Raw genomic sequence first — 14,976 nt, forward strand, 5'->3', positions numbered from 1 at the left:
CTCGGGGCGAGCGATAAAGCCGGCTATTATAGCGGCGCCCTCTGGCTCAGGAGTTTCAGCGATCATGACCGTCACAAAACCGGAAATCGTCATCACCTATTGCACGCAATGCCAGTGGCTGTTGCGCGCCGCGTGGCTGGCGCAAGAGCTGCTCAGCACCTTCGGCGACGATCTGGGCAAAGTGTCACTGGTGCCGGGCACCGGCGGGATATTCCACATCACCTGCAACGACGTGCAGATCTGGGAACGCAAGGCCGACGGCGGTTTCCCCGAGGCCAAGGTGCTCAAGCAGCGGGTACGCGACCAGATCGACCCGGACCGCGACCTCGGCCACAACGACCGTACTCAGTGAGAAGCCGCTTCGGCCGCGACGGTTTTCTTGTCGCTGCTGCCTGACATCCGGCTCGACACCACGATCGCGACGATGATCAGCGCGCCGCCGATCAGCATGCGCAGGGTCGGGTCTTCATCGAACAGCAGCCAGGCCACGGTAATCCCGTACACCGGCTCCATGGCGAACACCACCGCCGCGGTGCGGGCCTTGATCACCGCCAGACTGGCGACGAACAGACTGTGGGCGACGCCGGTGCAGAACACCCCGAGCAGACCGATCCACAACCAGTCGATGGCCCGTACTTCGCTCAGTTGCGGCGCCGCCACCGGCAGCAGACACAACGCCACCACCACGTTCTGACACAGTGCCGCCTGCACCGCCGGGATGCGCCCGGAGCTGGCGCGGTTGGTCAGGGACAACAGGGAAAACAGCAGGCCGGACAGGATCGCCCAGAGCAGGCCGGTGGTCGCGCCGCTGGCCAGATCGAACGCCGGGGTCACCAGCACCAGCCCGACACTCACCAGCACCACCAGCACGATTTCATTGATGCGGATGCGTTCGCGGAAAATCAGCCCTTCGAGGATCACCGTGAAGGCCGGGAAACTGGCGAAACCCAGGGTCGCGATGGCAACGCCCGCGACCTTGACCGCAATGAAGAAACTCACCCAGTGCCCGGCCAGCAGCACGCCGCTCAGGGCCAGTCGCCGCCAGTCCACGGCCTGCAGTTTCTGCCAGCCGCCCTGTTGGGCGAAGCGGGCGAAAAACGCCAGGGCCAGCACGGCAAACGCGGCGCGTCCGAACACGATGACGGCGGGCGTTGCGGCCGCGAGTTTGCCGAAAACACCGGTCAGGCCGAACATCAGTGCGCCGATATGCAAGGCGCCGAGGGCGGTACGGGGAGTCATTGCAGTCCTTTTTCCAAACACCATTACAGGCACACATTGAAGCGTGTAACGGCCGAAAAGTCTGTCGGCAGGCTATCGACTTTTGTCGTCAGCCTTGCGTCGCAATTGTGTAGGAGAGGTACCAAATTCACGCAGGATGGCGGCCGAGAACGCGCTTTGCGAGTTGTAGCCAACACGGCTGGCCACTTCACCGATGGGCAGCGTGGTGTTGCGCAACAGCGCCACGGCTTTGTGCAGCCGGCGACTGCGAATGTAGTCCATCGGTGTCTGCCCGCATTCGGCGACGAACCGCGCATGCAACCGGGCGCTGGACAAGCCAGCGACGCGCGCCAGATCCGCCACTTGCAGCGGATAGGCCGCGTACTGCTCGATGTGCGCGTCGAGTGCCGCGTAGGGCAGGCGGCGCGCGACGATCTCGGCGGGTGGCACGTGGTTCAGGCTCGCCAGCAACAACACCGCGCCCTGTTGCGCAATCAGCGGATCGTCCACCGGACTGTTCGCCAGCCAGTTGACCAATTGACCTTGCCCGGCATCCAGCGACAACCGCGCGGCGTTGTCCAGCAGACGGCGGCTGGCATCGGCGTGATTGCCCAGCGAGCGCGTCAGCCATTGTGCGTCCGGCACATCCAGCACCAGACAACGGCTGCCCTTGGGACTGCCGCACGCATGATGCGCGCCGGCGGGGATCACCACGAAGCTCTGCTGCAATACCTGACTGCCACGCCCTTCGACTTCGAAATCCAAAGCGCCGGACAGGCCGAACACCAGTTGCGCATGGTCGTGGCTGTGGGCGATCAGGTCGTGGCTGTAATGGCGCAGGGTCAGGATCGGTTGCATGGCGGTCTCCGGGCGAGCCGCCAGTCTACACCGGCGCAGGGGCGACGCGTTTGTCACACGACTGACGCATACCTGTCATGGTCGATTAACCGGGCGCGCGCAGAGTGGCGAAAACATCGCAGAGGGTTGCCCATGACCAGCGCCGAGCTCGCCAGACCCAGCCGTAAACAACGGGTTCGCACCCTGTGGATCTCCGACGTGCACCTGGGCACGCGGGATTGCCAGGCCGAGCATCTGTCGCAATTTCTCAAGGGCTACCACGCCGACAAGATCTACCTGGTCGGCGACATCATCGACGGCTGGAAGCTGCGCGGCGGCATGTACTGGCCCCAGGCGCACACCAACGTGATCCGCCGTTTGCTGACCATGAGCAAGCGCGGCACCGAGGTGATTTACGTCACCGGCAACCATGACGAATTCCTGCGCCGCTATTCAAAGCTGATTCTGGGCAATATCCAGCTGGTCGACGAAGCGGTGCACGTCACCGCTGATGGCCGGCATCTGCTGGTGATTCACGGTGACCAGTTCGACGTGATCACCCGCTATCACCGCTGGCTCGCATTCCTCGGTGATTCGGCCTACGAATTCACCCTGACCCTCAACCGCTGGCTCAATCACTGGCGGGCGAAATACGGTTATGGCTACTGGTCGCTGTCGGCCTATCTCAAGCACAAGGTGAAGACTGCGGTCAGCTTCATCAGCGACTTTGAAGAAGCCATCGCCCACGAATGCGTGAAACGCGAGTTGCACGGGGTGGTCTGCGGACACATTCACCACGCCGAGATCCGCAAGGTCGGCGAGGTGGACTACCTCAATTGTGGCGACTGGGTGGAGTCGTGCACGGCGCTGATCGAGCACTGGGACGGCACGATCGAGCTGTATCGCCTGGCGGATGCGCAGGCGCGGGAAGCCGAACTGAAAGCGGCGAAGGTTGCCGAGCTGGCTTAGAAAAGATGTGTGTCGGTTTTGCTGGCCTCATCGCGGGCAAGCCCGCTCCCACAGTGGTCGAAGGTGTACGTAGCCTTTGTGTACTCCCCAAAAACCTGTGGGAGCTGGCTTGCCAGCGATGAGGCCGGTGCAGACAACATCAGGCCGGGGTGTGTTCTTCCATTGCCGCCTTGTAGATCGAGTTCTTCGGCTGGGCGAACAGCCTTTCCATCATCGGCTCGAAGAAGCTCAGCGGCAGGGTGTCGTACTCGGGGTCGAACGCTGCCGCGTCATATTTGGCGCAGAACTCCGCGGTCGCCAGAAACTGTGGATGGTCGCTGAATTGCTCGCGCAGGTGCCGATCCATGCCCAGGTGATGGAAGAAGTAATAGCCCTGGAAGATCCCGTGTTTTTCCACCATCCACAGGTTCTCGGCGCTGACGAACGGCTTGAGGATGGCGGCAGCGATGTCCGGGTGATTGTAGGAACCGAGGGTGTCGCCGATGTCGTGGAGCAGGGCGCAGACCACGTATTCCTCGTCGCGCCCGTCGCGAAAGGCGCGGGTGGCGGTTTGCAGCGAATGGGTCAGGCGATCCACCGGGAAACCGCCGAAATCGCCTTCGAGCAGTTTCAGATGCGCGATGATCCGGCCCGGCAACTGACGGGCGTAGGCGCTGAAATCCGCCGCAATGATCGCCCAGTCGTCCTGTGTGCCGTCCTTCATGTGGGTGAAACGGGCAGTGGCATTCATCGGCAATCCTCTTGGTCGGAATTTCTAGAACGGCACGCGGCCCAGGATCATGTCGCGGTACATGACGAAGTCGCCGAGCAGGCTGTAGAACGGATGCTGGAAGGTGGCCGGGCGGTTTTTCTCGAAAAAGAAATGGCCGACCCAGGCAAAGCTGTAGCCCGCCAGCGGCAACGCAAGTAAAAGCAGCCAGGCGCCCTTGGCGATGGTCAGGGCGAGAATGAAGATCACCAGCGTCGTGCCGATGAAATGCAGGCGACGGCAGGTGCTGTTGCTGTGCTCGCTGAGGTAATACGGATAGAACTCGGCGAAGCTGTTGAAATGCTTGATGGTTTCCACGACTGCGATCTCTGTGGTTATTGTTCTGATTGCAAGTTGTTCGGCGGGTAGCTTATTTGAGTCTAGAGTGATCAATGGCGTCGGCCAGTGACAATCGGCGCCACTTTACTATCCTTGGGAAATCGGCCGTAGTATGCGGCTCACCATGTCATCCAAGAAAAAACGCCATGAGCGAACGAACGACTTCTGCAAGCTGGGCGATGGGGATTGTCAAAGCACTGGAAATGGACGGCCTGGATTGCCGGGTTTTGTTCAGACAGCTGGGGCTCGACTACGCGGCGCTGGAGGATCCGGACGCACGCTTCCCGCAGGATTCCATGACCCGACTCTGGCAACGGGCGGTCGAGCTGTCCGGTAATCCGGCAATCGGCCTGAACATGGGCAAGGTGGTGCGGCCGGCGTCGTTCCATGTCGCGGGCTATGCGCTGATGTCCAGCAATACGCTGGCGGAAGGTTTTCAGCGGCTGGTGCGTTATCAGCGGATCATCGCCGAAAGTGCCGACCTGAGTTTTCGCCTGCTCGACGAAGGTTATGCGCTGATCCTGACGGTGCACGGCGATCATCTGCCGCCGACCCGGCAAAGTGCCGAAGCCTCGCTGGCCTGCGCGCTCGCGCTGTGCGGCTGGCTGACCGGGCGCACGCTGCACCCGCGCAAAGTGCTGGTGCAGGGCGACGAACCGGATGATCTTGAACCCTACAAACAAGCCTTCCATGCACCGCTGGTGTTCAACGCGCCGTACGACGCGCTGATCTTTGAACGGGCCGACATGGAAGCGCCGCTGCCCACCGCCAACGAGGCGATGGCGCTGTTGCATGACCGGTTTGCCGGGGAGTATCTGGCGCGGTTTTCCGAAAGCCGCGTGACCCACAAGGCGCGTCAGGTGCTGTGCCGCCTGCTGCCGCAGGGGGAACCCAAGCGCGACACGGTTGCGCAGACTCTTCACTTGTCCCAGCGCACCTTGCAACGGCGCTTGCAGGAGGAGGGCACCAGTTTTCAGCAGTTGCTGGATGACACCCGCCGCGAACTCGCCGAGCAATACCTGGCGCAGCCGAGCATGACCCTGCTGGAGATTGCCTATCTGCTGGGGTTTGCCGATCCGAGCAATTTCTTTCGCGCCTTCCGCCGCTGGTTCGACACCACGCCCGGCGATTACCGGGCGCGGTTGCTCGAGGCGCCGAAGGCGATCAGTGACGCCAGAACGCCGGAATACACAGTACAAACACCGTAATGATCTCCAGTCGGCCGAGCAGCATGCCGAACGACAGAATCCACTTGGCCGCATCCGGCAGGCTGGCGAAGTTGCCGGCCGGGCCGATGGTCTCGCCCAGGCCGGGGCCGACGCCGGACACGGTGCTGGCGGCGCCGGTCAGCGCAGTCATCCAGTCCACGCCCAGCAGCGACAGCAGCAGGGCGATCACGCAGATGGTGATGGCGAAGAAGAACGAGAACGTCAGAATAGACCGGACGATTTCCTCGTCGAGGCGATGACCGTTGTACTTCTGCTTGATCACCGCACGCGGGTGAATCAACTGGTTAAGGTTGGCCTTGAGCAAAATGTAGGCGACCTGGAAACGGAAGATCTTGATCCCGCCCGCCGTCGAGCCGGAACAGCCACCGACGAAGCCCAGATAGAAGAACAGCATCAGCGAGAAGTTGCCCCACAGGCTGTAGTCCCCCAGTGCAAACCCCGTGGTAGTGACCACCGACGTCACGTTCAGCGCCACATGACGCAATGCGTCCAGCCAATGCAGGTTGGTCGTCCACCAGTACCAGGTGCCGAGCACCAGCCAGGTCGCCAGCAACATGCCGAGCAAACCCTGTACCTGTTGATCCTTGATCAGCGCCCGGCGGTTGCCGCGCAGCGTCGCCACGTACAGGGTGAACGGCAGGCTGCCGAGAATCATCACCACCACCGCCACCCAGTGCACTGCCGGTTGCGTCCACTTGGCCAGGGACTGGTCGGAGGTCGAGAACCCGCCGGTGGAAATCGCCGACATCGCGTGGTTGATCGCATCGAACGGGCTCATCCCCGCCCACCAGAACGCCAGGCTGCCGAGAATCGTGATGCCGACGTACGCCGCCACGATCAGCCGCGCCACCATGTGCGAGCGGGGCATGACCTTCTCCGAGCGGTCCGAGGATTCGGTCTGGAACAGCCGCATGCCACCGATGCGCAGCAGCGGCAGGATCGCCACCGCCATGCCGATGAAGCCGATGCCGCCGATCCAGTGCAGCAGCGAGCGCCACATCAGGATGCCGGGGGACATGTCGTCCAGATGGTTGAGCACGGTCGAGCCGGTGGCTGTGATGCCGGACATGCTTTCGAAGAACGAATCGGTGTAGCTGATGTGCTGGGTCAGCAAAAACGGCAGCGCGGCAAAGATGCACACCACCAGCCAGCTGCTGACGGTCAGCAGGTACATGTCCCGGGGGCGCAGGTGAATGTGCTCCGGACGACCGGGAATCACCAGCGCGAGGCCGGCGACGAATGTGATCATGCTCGCCCAGAGGAACGACGGCAGATCGCCGGTGCGCTCGAAAATCACCAGGGTGGCCATGGGCACGACCATGGCGATGGCCAGGGTGATCAGGAAGATGCCGATGATGAAACCAATGATCCGTAAGGTCGGCAACGCCATGAAGTCCGCTCGGGCTGATGTGGGAAGGGCGCCATTCTACCTGCGGTGCAAGGCATGTAAACCGACGCGTCTGGATCACTTGCAGCTAGAATAGCCGGACATTTTTTTCAGGAGGTGGCCGATGCAGGCTCTCGACGCTTTGCTCAACCGTGTTTCCGTTCCACGACTGATCGATCCGGCCCCCACCGCCGAACAGCGCGAAGTGCTGTTCGCTGCCGCGACCCGCGCACCGGATCACGGCCATTTGCAGCCGTATCGCTTCCTGACCGTCGAAGGCGCGGCGCGTGAGCAGATGGGCGAGTTGCTGGCCGAAGCTGCACAAATGCAGGAAGGCGAAGTCACCGAAGCGATGATCGACAAGGCCCGCAACGGCCCGCTGCGGGCGCCGCTGGTGGTCGTGGTCATCGCCAAATTGCAGGATCACGTCAAATACCCGAAGGCCGAGCAGTTGCTGGCCGCAGGTTGTGCGGCGCACGGGATTCTGCTGGCGGCTTACGCGCAGGGGATTGGCGCGGTGTGGCGCACCGGTGATCTGGCTTACTCGAAACATGTCGCCAAGGGTTTGGGCCTGACGGATGACGAAGAGGTGATTGCGTTCCTCTACCTCGGCACGCCGCAGAAAGAACCGCGGGTGGCCGAGAAAGTTGATCTGACGGAGTTTGTCAGCGCGTGGCCGGGTAAAGCCTGACTCCATCAGGGCTGAACAACAGCCCCCGGCTCCAGCGGTAACTCAAGACTGGCCACAAACCCGCCCTGCGGGTGATTGGCCAGCACCAGCGTCCCGCCATGCCGCTCCGCTGCCCGCCGGGCTATCGCCAGCCCCAGGCCATGGCCCGCAGCGGTCTGCCCCGGCGCTCGATAAAACGGTTCGCCCAACTGGCTCAGATGCTCGGCCTGCACCCCCGGCCCATGGTCACGCACGCTGACCACTATCCGCTCGCCCTGACGTGACGCCTGCATTTCAATCGACTGCCCGACCGGGTTGAAGCGTTGGGCATTGCGCAGCAGGTTGTCCACGGCGCGCTCGATCATGGTCGGCCAGCCTGTCAGATTGAGCGCCGGCTCGGCCTCCAGACGCACGGTCTGCTCAGGCGAGCCCAGCTGCGCGTCCTTTTGCAGGGTGGCGAGCAAGGCATTCAGATCCACGTCTTCGGCGCTGGCGTTGTCGGCATCGACTCGCGCCAGCACCAGGATTTCACTGATCAGCGCTTCCAGCCGGTCACACTCGCGGGTCAGGCGCGGCCAGAGTTTTTCCCGTTCTTCCGGGCTCGCCCGTTCGGCCAGGGCCAGCGCGATGCGCAGCCGGGCCAGCGGTGAACGCAATTCGTGTGACACGTCGCGCAGCAACTGGCGCTGACTGCCGATCAGACTTTGCAGGCGTGCGCCCATGCGGTTGAAGTCGTTGGCCAGCACGCCGAACTCATCGCGGCGGTTGGCCAGTTGCGCCAGGCTGTTCTGCTGATAGGTGGTCTGGCCGAGGTCGTGCACCGCACCGCGCAGACGACTGAGCGGGCGAGTGATGGAAAACGTCACCAGCAGGCTGAACAGGGTCAGCACCACCAGCGCGATACCCAGCGCACTCAACGGCCAGAGCAGGCTTTCGCGGTGCCAGGCGTCGAGTTCCGGGTGCGGGATGCGGTAGATGAAGAGGTAGGTGTCGCCGCTTTTGTCGCTGGTGAATTCGTCGGTCAGGCGACGCCAAGGCAGGCGGCGGTCATCGTTGTTCTGCCGCGCCTCGAAGGCTGCCGCGCGCCGGGGGAAGGTGCCACGCACCACCGGGTCGCCGCTTTCGTTCAGCACTTGCACGTCGATGTGGTACTGGCGCTTGCGCTGTTCGAGGATGTCCTGGGCGGCGTCTTCGCCCTGGGCTTCGTAGGTCTGCGTCCATTCGGCGGCCAGGGTGTTGAGGCCCGGATGGCGGCTGAGAATCCACGCGTCCTGGTTAAGCATGTGCCCCAGCAGAATGGAAAGCCCTGCAACCAGAGCGATGGCCAGCCAGAAGCTGGCGAGGATACGCCAGAACAATGAACGCACAGAAAATCCTCAAACAAAGAAAACCCAACGGCGGTGAGCCGTTGGGTCAGGGCGTGACGCTAGAACATTATTGCGCCTTTTGCGGCTGTTGCGCTTTCCAGGCTTTGAACTCGGCCCATTCGGCGCGACGCTCGGCCTGTTTCTTCTGGATCTCGTCGAATTTCTTCTGTTGATCCGGTTTCAACACGGCGCGGACATCGGATTCGGCTTTCTTGTGGTTGGCCGCCATCTCGTCCTTCATGGCTTTCTGGTCGGCTGGCGAGAGTTTCTCCAGGTATTTTTCGACCGTCTGCTTACGCTCGTGCATCTGCTCGCCCATGATCTTGCGGATCTGCTCGCGCTGTTCGCGGGACAGGTCCAGTTGACTGTACGGGCCTTTGCCGTGCATGCCATGCATCTGACCGCCATGGCGCGGGCCGTCCAGCGGGCCACCCATCGGGCCGCCATCCTGTGGCATGGCCATGGCGACGGTCGGCAGGGCAGCGGCAAACATCAGAGCGATAAGAGTCTTGCGCATGGTGAATCTCCTTTGTCTCGTTCCCGGTACGTTCCGGATGAGTACAGATTACGGAGATCAAGGTCAGCGGCGGTCAGCGCTGTGTAAAGCTTGGGTAAACACGTTTTCGCGCCGACCTGACAAAACTGACAGACGATCAGAGGCTGTAGTAGTAGCCACGGCTGCGCAGGGCGACGATGCGCGGGCGGCCGTCGGGGTGCGGGCCGATCTTTTTTCGCAGGTTGCTGACGTGCATGTCCAGGCTGCGGTCGTACAGGGTCAGCTTGCGGCCTAGGGCGATCTGCGCCAGTTCCTGTTTGTCCAGCGGCTCGCCCGGTTGCTTGAGCAGGGCTTCGAGCAGGCGGCTTTCGGAGACGGTGAGGGTGAATTCCTTTTCGTCGATGCTGACCACGCCGCGCACCGGGCTGAAGCTCAGGTCGCCCAGCTCGAGCTGGGTCGACACGGCGGCCGGATGACTGCGGCGCAGCACGGCGCGCAGGCGGGCGGTCAGTTCGCGCGGATCGCAGGGTTTGGCCAGGTAATCGTCGGCGCCCAGTTCCAGGCCGAGGATCCGGTCCAGCGGCTCGCCCCGGGCCGAGAGCATCAGCACCGGCAGATCGGCGTGATCGCTGCGCAGTTGCTTGAGCAGTTCCAGACCGCTGCCGTCGGGCAGCATCACGTCCAGCACCACGGCCGCCGGCGCGGTTTCGGCCAGCGCCTTGCGGGCACTCTGACCATCGTGGCAGGCCCGGACCTGAAAGCCTTCCTGGCTCAGCCAGCTACTCAGGAGTTCGCACAACTCCTGGTCATCATCAATCAGTAACAGCTCGCTCATGACTCACTCAATTTAGCCATTGCCGACGTTTTCGGCTTGCTCCACTGGCAAAGATACCGCAGAGCAGCGCCAATAGCGCTACCCCGGCCCCGGTGACGAACCATTGCTGCTGTTCGGTCAGCAGGCGCGGCAGCGGGCTGGCCTGGGCTTCCTTGAGTTGCAGCTTCAGACGCTGGTTCTCCTGGCGCAACCGGGCGAGCTGGGCGCTTTCGCGGGTGTTGTCGGCACTTTGCAGTTGTTTGCTCAGTTCTTCCCGTTGCTGCTCGCTGGCCTTCAGGCGCTGCTGCAACTCGGTGATCTGACTGCCGGCGCTCAACGAAAGCGGCGTGGAGCTGCCGCCTTCGGTGCTTTCTTCACCATGGGCGGGCGCCACGATCGACAACGTGACCAACATCAGACACAACGGACCCTTGCGCATTGCGACTCCTGTTTCCAAATGGATATTGGGCAGGTTGTCGGCCGGCAAACGAGAATAATGAGCGATTGAGAACGCGATGAACCGACAAGGTTCATCGCGTGGGGACATTGGCGGGGGCGGTTACGGCAGGACTTGCTTGAACGGCTTGACGATCACATTGGCATAGACGCCGGCGGCGATGTACGGGTCGGCGTCGGCCCAGGCTTGCGCCGCGCTCAGGGAGTCGAATTCGGCAACGATCAGGCTGCCGCTGAAACCTGCTGCGCCAGGATCATTGCTGTCGACCGCCGGGTGCGGGCCGGCCAGCACGATGCGGCCTTCGCCCTTGAGCACTTGCAGGCGTTCAAGGTGTGCCGGGCGCGCAGCGAGGCGGGCTTCCAGGGAGTTGGCGACGTCGGTGGCAATGATGGCGTAGAGCATGTCAGTCCTCGGTTTTTGGCGTTGTGGTATCGGCGTCGTGCAGGTGACGGGACAGGTAGATGCCTTGAGCGACCAGGAACAGCACGGTCAAGCCCAGGCTGCCGAACACCTTGAAGTCCACCCAGTAGTCCTGGAAGGTGAAGGCGACGAACAGGTTGGCGGCACCGCAGAACAGGAAGAAACCGATCCAGGCAATGTTCAGTCGGGTCCAGACCGGATCCGGCAGGGTCAGCGCGTGGCCCATGATGCGCTTGATCAGCAGGCGGTCACCGATGAAATGGCTGCCGATGAAGGCCAGGGCGAACAGCCAGTTGACCACCGGGGCTTTCCATTTCAGGAAGGTTTCGCTGTGAAAGGCGAGGGTCAGGCTGCCGAACACCAGGCAGGCGACCAGCGTCAGCCACTGGCTCTTCTCCAGCTTGCGCTGCTTGATGAAGATCGCGCCGTACACCACGAGGGAGCTGATGATCAGCACGGCGGTTGCACTGTAAATGCCGCCTACCGTCAGTTCATGGCCCGCAACGTCGACGGTGCGTGGATCGAGTTTGTAGACGATGAAGAACAGCAGAAGCGGGATGAAATCGATGAATTGTTTCACAGTGAGAGCCAGAAGCTGGATGTGGCGGCATAATAACAAACATATGGGCGCGCGATAGCGCCAGCTGATTTGAGGTTACACATCCCCGTGAATGTTGATTTGCACTGCCACAGCACGGCCTCCGATGGCGCCCTGGCGCCTGCGGCACTGGTTGCGCGTGCGTTCGAGAACGGCGTGCGAGTCCTGGCCCTGACCGATCACGACACTCTCGAAGGCCTCGCCGAAGCGCGCACGGCCGCCGAGGCGCTGGGCATGCAACTGGTCAACGGCGTCGAGTTGTCCTGCACCTGGGGCGGGGCGACCATTCACGTGCTCGGCTACGGTTTCGACGTCAACGCCGCACCGTTGGTCGAGGCGATTGCGCAGTTGCACGACGGCCGCTGGCTGCGGTCTGAGGAAATAAGCCGCAAGCTTGCCCTCAAGGGCATGCCGAATGCGCTCGACGGCGCGCGGCAGATCCAGCAGGAACTGGGCGACAGCGGCAACGCGCCGGCCCGCCCGCATTTCGCCGACTGGATGGTGCGTGAAGGTTTTGTGAAGGATCGCGCCGAGGCGTTTCGCAAATGGCTCGGCGCCGGCAAGCTGGGGGACGTCAAGCAGCATTGGCCGACCCTCGAAGACACCGTCGGCACGCTGCGCGCCGCCGGTGCCTGGGTCAGTCTGGCGCATCCGTGGCACTACGATTTCACCCGCAGCAAGCGCCGAAAGCTGATTGCCGACTATATTCAAGCAGGCGGGCATGCGATCGAAGTGGTCAACGGTCACCAGCCTGCGGAACAGGTGGGCAGCCTGGCAATCCTTGCCCGTGAGTTCGGTCTGCTGGTCAGCGCCGGCAGTGATTTCCATGGCCCTGGTGGCTGGTCCGAGATCGGCCAGTACCGGCCGGTGCCGGAGGACCTTCCACCCCTGTGGTGTCGGTTCAAACATGACACAGTTATTGCCGCCGTCTGAACAGGTAGAAAATGTGAGTCAATTTTTCCAGATTCATCCGGAAAACCCGCAAGCGCGCCTGATCAAACAGGCGGTCGAGATCATTCGCAAGGGCGGGGTGGTGGTCTATCCCACGGATTCTTCCTACGCAATCGGCTGCCAGATCGGCGACAAGAACGGCATCGAGCGCGTTCGACGCCTGCGTCAGCTCGACGAAAAGCACAACTTCGCGCTGATCTGCAGCGACCTGTCGCAGCTGGGCAACTACGCCAAGATCGACACCGGGACCTTTCGAATCCTGAAAGCCCACTTGCCGGGGCCGTACACCTTCATTCTCAACGCCACCCGCGAAGTGCCGCGCCTGCTGCTGCATCCGAAGAAACGCACCATCGGTCTGCGGGTGCCGAGCCATCCCATCGCGCTGGCGCTGCTGGCCGAGCTGGGCGAGCCGCTGATGAGCGTGACCCTGATCATGCCGGGCGAAGAAGATCCGCTGAGCGATCCGTACGAAATGCGTCAGTTGCTCGAGCATCAGGTCGACCTGATCATCGACGGCGGTTCCGGCGGCATCAAGGCCTCCACCGTGATCGACCTTACGGGCGATGATCCGGAAGTGATCCGCGTCGGTTGCGGCGATCCTGCTCCATTCATGGTCGAGGCCTGAATGTCCGCAGTGGAAACCGTTGATCCCCAGGCCGGTGCCCAGCAGGAACTGCCGTTTGCCATGGTCTATGGCCAGGCAGTCACGGAAATGCCGCTGGACCTGTACATCCCGCCGGATGCGCTGGAAGTCTTCCTTGAAGCCTTCGAAGGCCCGCTCGACCTGCTGCTGTACCTGATCCGCAAACAGAACATCAACATCCTCGACATCCCGGTGGCGGAAATCACCCGCCAGTACATGGGCTATGTCGAGCTGATGCAGTCGGTGCGCCTGGAACTGGCCGCCGAGTACCTGGTGATGGCCGCGATGCTGGCCGAGATCAAGTCGCGGATGCTGTTGCCCCGGGCCGAAACCGTCGAGGACGAAGAAGACGACCCGCGCGCCGAACTGATCCGCCGCCTGCAGGAGTACGAACGGTTCAAGGCCGCCGCCGAAGGCATCGATGGCCTGAGCCGGGTCGGTCGCGACGTGATCGTGCCCAAGCTCGACGCCCCGGAAGCCCGCGCGCGCAAGCTGTTGCCGGACGTGGCGCTGGAAGAAATCCTGATGTCCATGGCCGAAGTGCTGCGCCGGGGCGACATGTTCGAAAGCCATCAGGTCAGCCGCGAGGCGCTGTCCACCCGCGAGCGCATGAGCGACGTGCTGGAGCGGCTCAAGGGCGGCGGATTTGTGCCGTTCGTCGAGCTGTTCACCGCCGAAGAGGGCAAGCTCGGGGTGGTGGTGACCTTCATGGCGATCCTTGAACTGGTCAAGGAATCCCTGATCGAGCTGGTGCAGAATGAGCCGTTCGCCGCGATCCACGTGCGAGCCCGAGCCGAATAACGAGTCCCGATATGAACCTGACTGAACCCCGCGAGCTGGCGTCCCTGCTTGAAGCCTTTCTGTTGGCCTCGGGAAAGCCGCAATCCCTCGAGCGCCTGTATGAACTGTTCGAAGAAGGCGAACGCCCGGAACCGCCGGTCTTCAAGAAAGCCCTGACCCTGCTCGGCAAATCCTGCGAGGGCCGGGCGTTCGAGCTCAAAGAAGTCGCCTCCGGCTATCGCCTGCAAATCCGCGAGAAGTTTGCGCCGTGGGTCGGTCGCTTGTGGGAAGAGCGCCCGCAGCGTTATTCCCGGGCGCTGCTGGAAACCATGGCGCTGATCGCCTATCGCCAGCCGATCACCCGGGGCGAGATCGAGGACGTGCGGGGCGTGGCGGTCAACACCAACATCGTCAAGACGCTTATGGAGCGCGAGTGGATCCGCATCGTCGGTTACCGCGACGTGCCGGGCAAACCGGCGATGTTCGCCACCACCAAGGCGTTTCTCGATCACTTCAACCTGAAGAACCTCGACGACCTGCCGCCGCTTGCCGAATTGCGCGAGATCGAGGCGGATCCGGTGCTCGACTTCGACGACGCTCCCGTGCCGCCGGGCTTGCAGGAGCTGGCCGACGCCAGCGCCGAGCCGGAAGAGCCGAAGGAGGAAACCAGTTTCCACACCTTGCTGCTGGAACTGGACAGCATGGAGGAGGGGATCAAGACCGACTTCGACGACTTGCTGCGTGACGGGGTGGACGGTGAATCGATGCCGACCGGGGTTGAATCCGATCCGCTCGAGCCGTCGGTCGAGGGTGAGCCAGAATCTGAATTTGAGCCTGAATTTGAGCATGAGTCTGAATTCGAGCCCGAGCCTGAGCAGGAAGACGATGTGCTCGGCGTGGCCGAAGCCCGGGAAAAACTGCTGGCCGCCGTCGCCCGGCTTGAACAGCCCGCACCGGAGCCTGCCGCCGAGGAAGAGCTGAGCGAAGAAGAAGCCGAAGCCCGCGCCCTGGCCGAAGCCATCGAAGCCGAACGCCGCGAGTTCGAGGATTGAG

19 protein-coding genes are annotated in these 14,976 nt (G+C 62.6%); 8 read left to right on the forward strand and 11 right to left on the reverse strand.

Translation table 11 applies throughout. The annotated features are described in order from the left end of the window. The first annotated feature begins 64 nt into the window (after positions 1-64). A complete protein-coding gene (locus tag AC0R79_RS08620; protein WP_011332993.1) occupies positions 65-352 on the forward strand; it encodes an Rdx family protein in 288 nt (95 codons plus the stop codon). Here AC0R79_RS08620 and AC0R79_RS08625 read toward each other — a convergent pair. After that, a complete protein-coding gene (locus AC0R79_RS08625) occupies positions 346-1,239 on the reverse strand; it encodes a DMT family transporter (protein ID WP_007958389.1) in 894 nt (297 codons plus the stop codon). The two genes, AC0R79_RS08620 and AC0R79_RS08625, sit on opposite strands and share 7 nt — an antisense overlap. A gap of 72 nt (positions 1,240-1,311) precedes the next feature. Next, positions 1,312-2,076, reverse strand: a complete 765-nt coding sequence (locus AC0R79_RS08630) for an AraC family transcriptional regulator (RefSeq protein WP_474734103.1) — start codon at positions 2,074-2,076, stop codon at positions 1,312-1,314. A gap of 132 nt (positions 2,077-2,208) precedes the next feature. Here AC0R79_RS08630 and AC0R79_RS08635 point away from each other — a divergent pair, with 132 nt between their 5' ends. After that, positions 2,209-3,024 (forward strand): UDP-2,3-diacylglucosamine diphosphatase, encoded by an 816-nt coding sequence (locus tag AC0R79_RS08635; protein WP_007958385.1) that lies wholly within the window; start codon positions 2,209-2,211, stop codon positions 3,022-3,024. Between the two features lie 139 nt (positions 3,025-3,163). Here AC0R79_RS08635 and AC0R79_RS08640 read toward each other — a convergent pair whose 3' ends face one another. Beyond that, a complete protein-coding gene (locus AC0R79_RS08640) occupies positions 3,164-3,754 on the reverse strand; it encodes an HD domain-containing protein (protein WP_474734105.1) in 591 nt (196 codons plus the stop codon). Between the two features lie 24 nt (positions 3,755-3,778). Then, positions 3,779-4,090 (reverse strand): Mpo1-like protein, encoded by a 312-nt coding sequence (locus tag AC0R79_RS08645; protein WP_127797264.1) that lies wholly within the window; start codon positions 4,088-4,090, stop codon positions 3,779-3,781. Between the two features lie 167 nt (positions 4,091-4,257). Between AC0R79_RS08645 and AC0R79_RS08650 the strand changes: the two genes are divergently transcribed. After that, positions 4,258-5,319: an AraC family transcriptional regulator gene (locus tag AC0R79_RS08650; RefSeq protein ID WP_011332998.1), complete on the forward strand. Its 1,062-nt coding sequence runs from the start codon at positions 4,258-4,260 to the stop codon at positions 5,317-5,319. Here AC0R79_RS08650 and AC0R79_RS08655 read toward each other — a convergent pair. Then, complete coding sequence (locus AC0R79_RS08655) at positions 5,276-6,730, reverse strand: TrkH family potassium uptake protein (RefSeq protein ID WP_007958377.1); 1,455 nt, start codon at positions 6,728-6,730, stop codon at positions 5,276-5,278. The two genes, AC0R79_RS08650 and AC0R79_RS08655, sit on opposite strands and share 44 nt — an antisense overlap. Positions 6,731-6,851: 121 nt before the next feature. On the opposite strand from AC0R79_RS08655, the gene AC0R79_RS08660 reads away from it, so the two are divergent. Continuing rightward, positions 6,852-7,418, forward strand: a complete 567-nt coding sequence (locus tag AC0R79_RS08660; RefSeq protein ID WP_127797265.1) for a nitroreductase family protein — start codon at positions 6,852-6,854, stop codon at positions 7,416-7,418. Positions 7,419-7,423: 5 nt separating this feature from the next. Here AC0R79_RS08660 and AC0R79_RS08665 read toward each other — a convergent pair whose 3' ends face one another. The 6 genes from AC0R79_RS08665 to AC0R79_RS08690 all read right to left on the reverse strand — a co-directional run bounded on the left by AC0R79_RS08665 (position 7,424) and on the right by AC0R79_RS08690 (position 11,531). Next, positions 7,424-8,764 (reverse strand): sensor histidine kinase, encoded by a 1,341-nt coding sequence (locus AC0R79_RS08665; RefSeq protein ID WP_085605709.1) that lies wholly within the window; start codon positions 8,762-8,764, stop codon positions 7,424-7,426. A 67-nt stretch (positions 8,765-8,831) separates the two neighbouring features. Then, positions 8,832-9,281 carry a Spy/CpxP family protein refolding chaperone gene (locus AC0R79_RS08670; protein ID WP_007958371.1) on the reverse strand — a complete coding sequence of 150 codons (450 nt, stop codon included), beginning with the start codon at positions 9,279-9,281 and terminating at the stop codon, positions 8,832-8,834. 136 nt (positions 9,282-9,417) lie between these two features. Beyond that, complete coding sequence (locus AC0R79_RS08675) at positions 9,418-10,095, reverse strand: response regulator transcription factor (protein WP_007958370.1); 678 nt, start codon at positions 10,093-10,095, stop codon at positions 9,418-9,420. Between the two features lie 7 nt (positions 10,096-10,102). Then, entirely contained in the window at positions 10,103-10,513 is a 411-nt protein-coding gene (locus AC0R79_RS08680; protein WP_007958369.1) for an SH3 domain-containing protein, read from the reverse strand. Positions 10,514-10,633: 120 nt separating this feature from the next. Then, entirely contained in the window at positions 10,634-10,933 is a 300-nt protein-coding gene (locus AC0R79_RS08685) for a YciI family protein (protein WP_011333002.1), read from the reverse strand. A gap of 1 nt (position 10,934) precedes the next feature. Then, the gene (locus tag AC0R79_RS08690; protein ID WP_007958367.1) at positions 10,935-11,531 is read right to left on the reverse strand and encodes a septation protein A; all 597 of its coding nucleotides are present in this window, start codon (positions 11,529-11,531) and stop codon (positions 10,935-10,937) included. 87 nt (positions 11,532-11,618) lie between these two features. On the opposite strand from AC0R79_RS08690, the gene AC0R79_RS08695 reads away from it, so the two are divergent. The 4 genes from AC0R79_RS08695 (at position 11,619) to scpB (ending at position 14,975) form a co-directional block, all read left to right on the forward strand. Continuing rightward, positions 11,619-12,482 (forward strand): PHP domain-containing protein, encoded by an 864-nt coding sequence (locus AC0R79_RS08695; protein ID WP_085747145.1) that lies wholly within the window; start codon positions 11,619-11,621, stop codon positions 12,480-12,482. A 13-nt stretch (positions 12,483-12,495) separates the two neighbouring features. After that, positions 12,496-13,125 carry an L-threonylcarbamoyladenylate synthase gene (locus AC0R79_RS08700; RefSeq protein ID WP_115076972.1) on the forward strand — a complete coding sequence of 210 codons (630 nt, stop codon included), beginning with the start codon at positions 12,496-12,498 and terminating at the stop codon, positions 13,123-13,125. A 120-nt stretch (positions 13,126-13,245) separates the two neighbouring features. Further along, entirely contained in the window at positions 13,246-13,944 is a 699-nt protein-coding gene (locus AC0R79_RS08705; protein ID WP_170844946.1) for a segregation and condensation protein A, read from the forward strand. 11 nt (positions 13,945-13,955) lie between these two features. Next, positions 13,956-14,975 carry an SMC-Scp complex subunit ScpB gene (gene scpB, locus AC0R79_RS08710; RefSeq protein ID WP_127797268.1) on the forward strand — a complete coding sequence of 340 codons (1,020 nt, stop codon included), beginning with the start codon at positions 13,956-13,958 and terminating at the stop codon, positions 14,973-14,975. The last annotated feature ends 1 nt before the right edge of the window (position 14,976 follow it).

This window comes from Pseudomonas sp. HD57-3 (assembly GCF_056113135.1).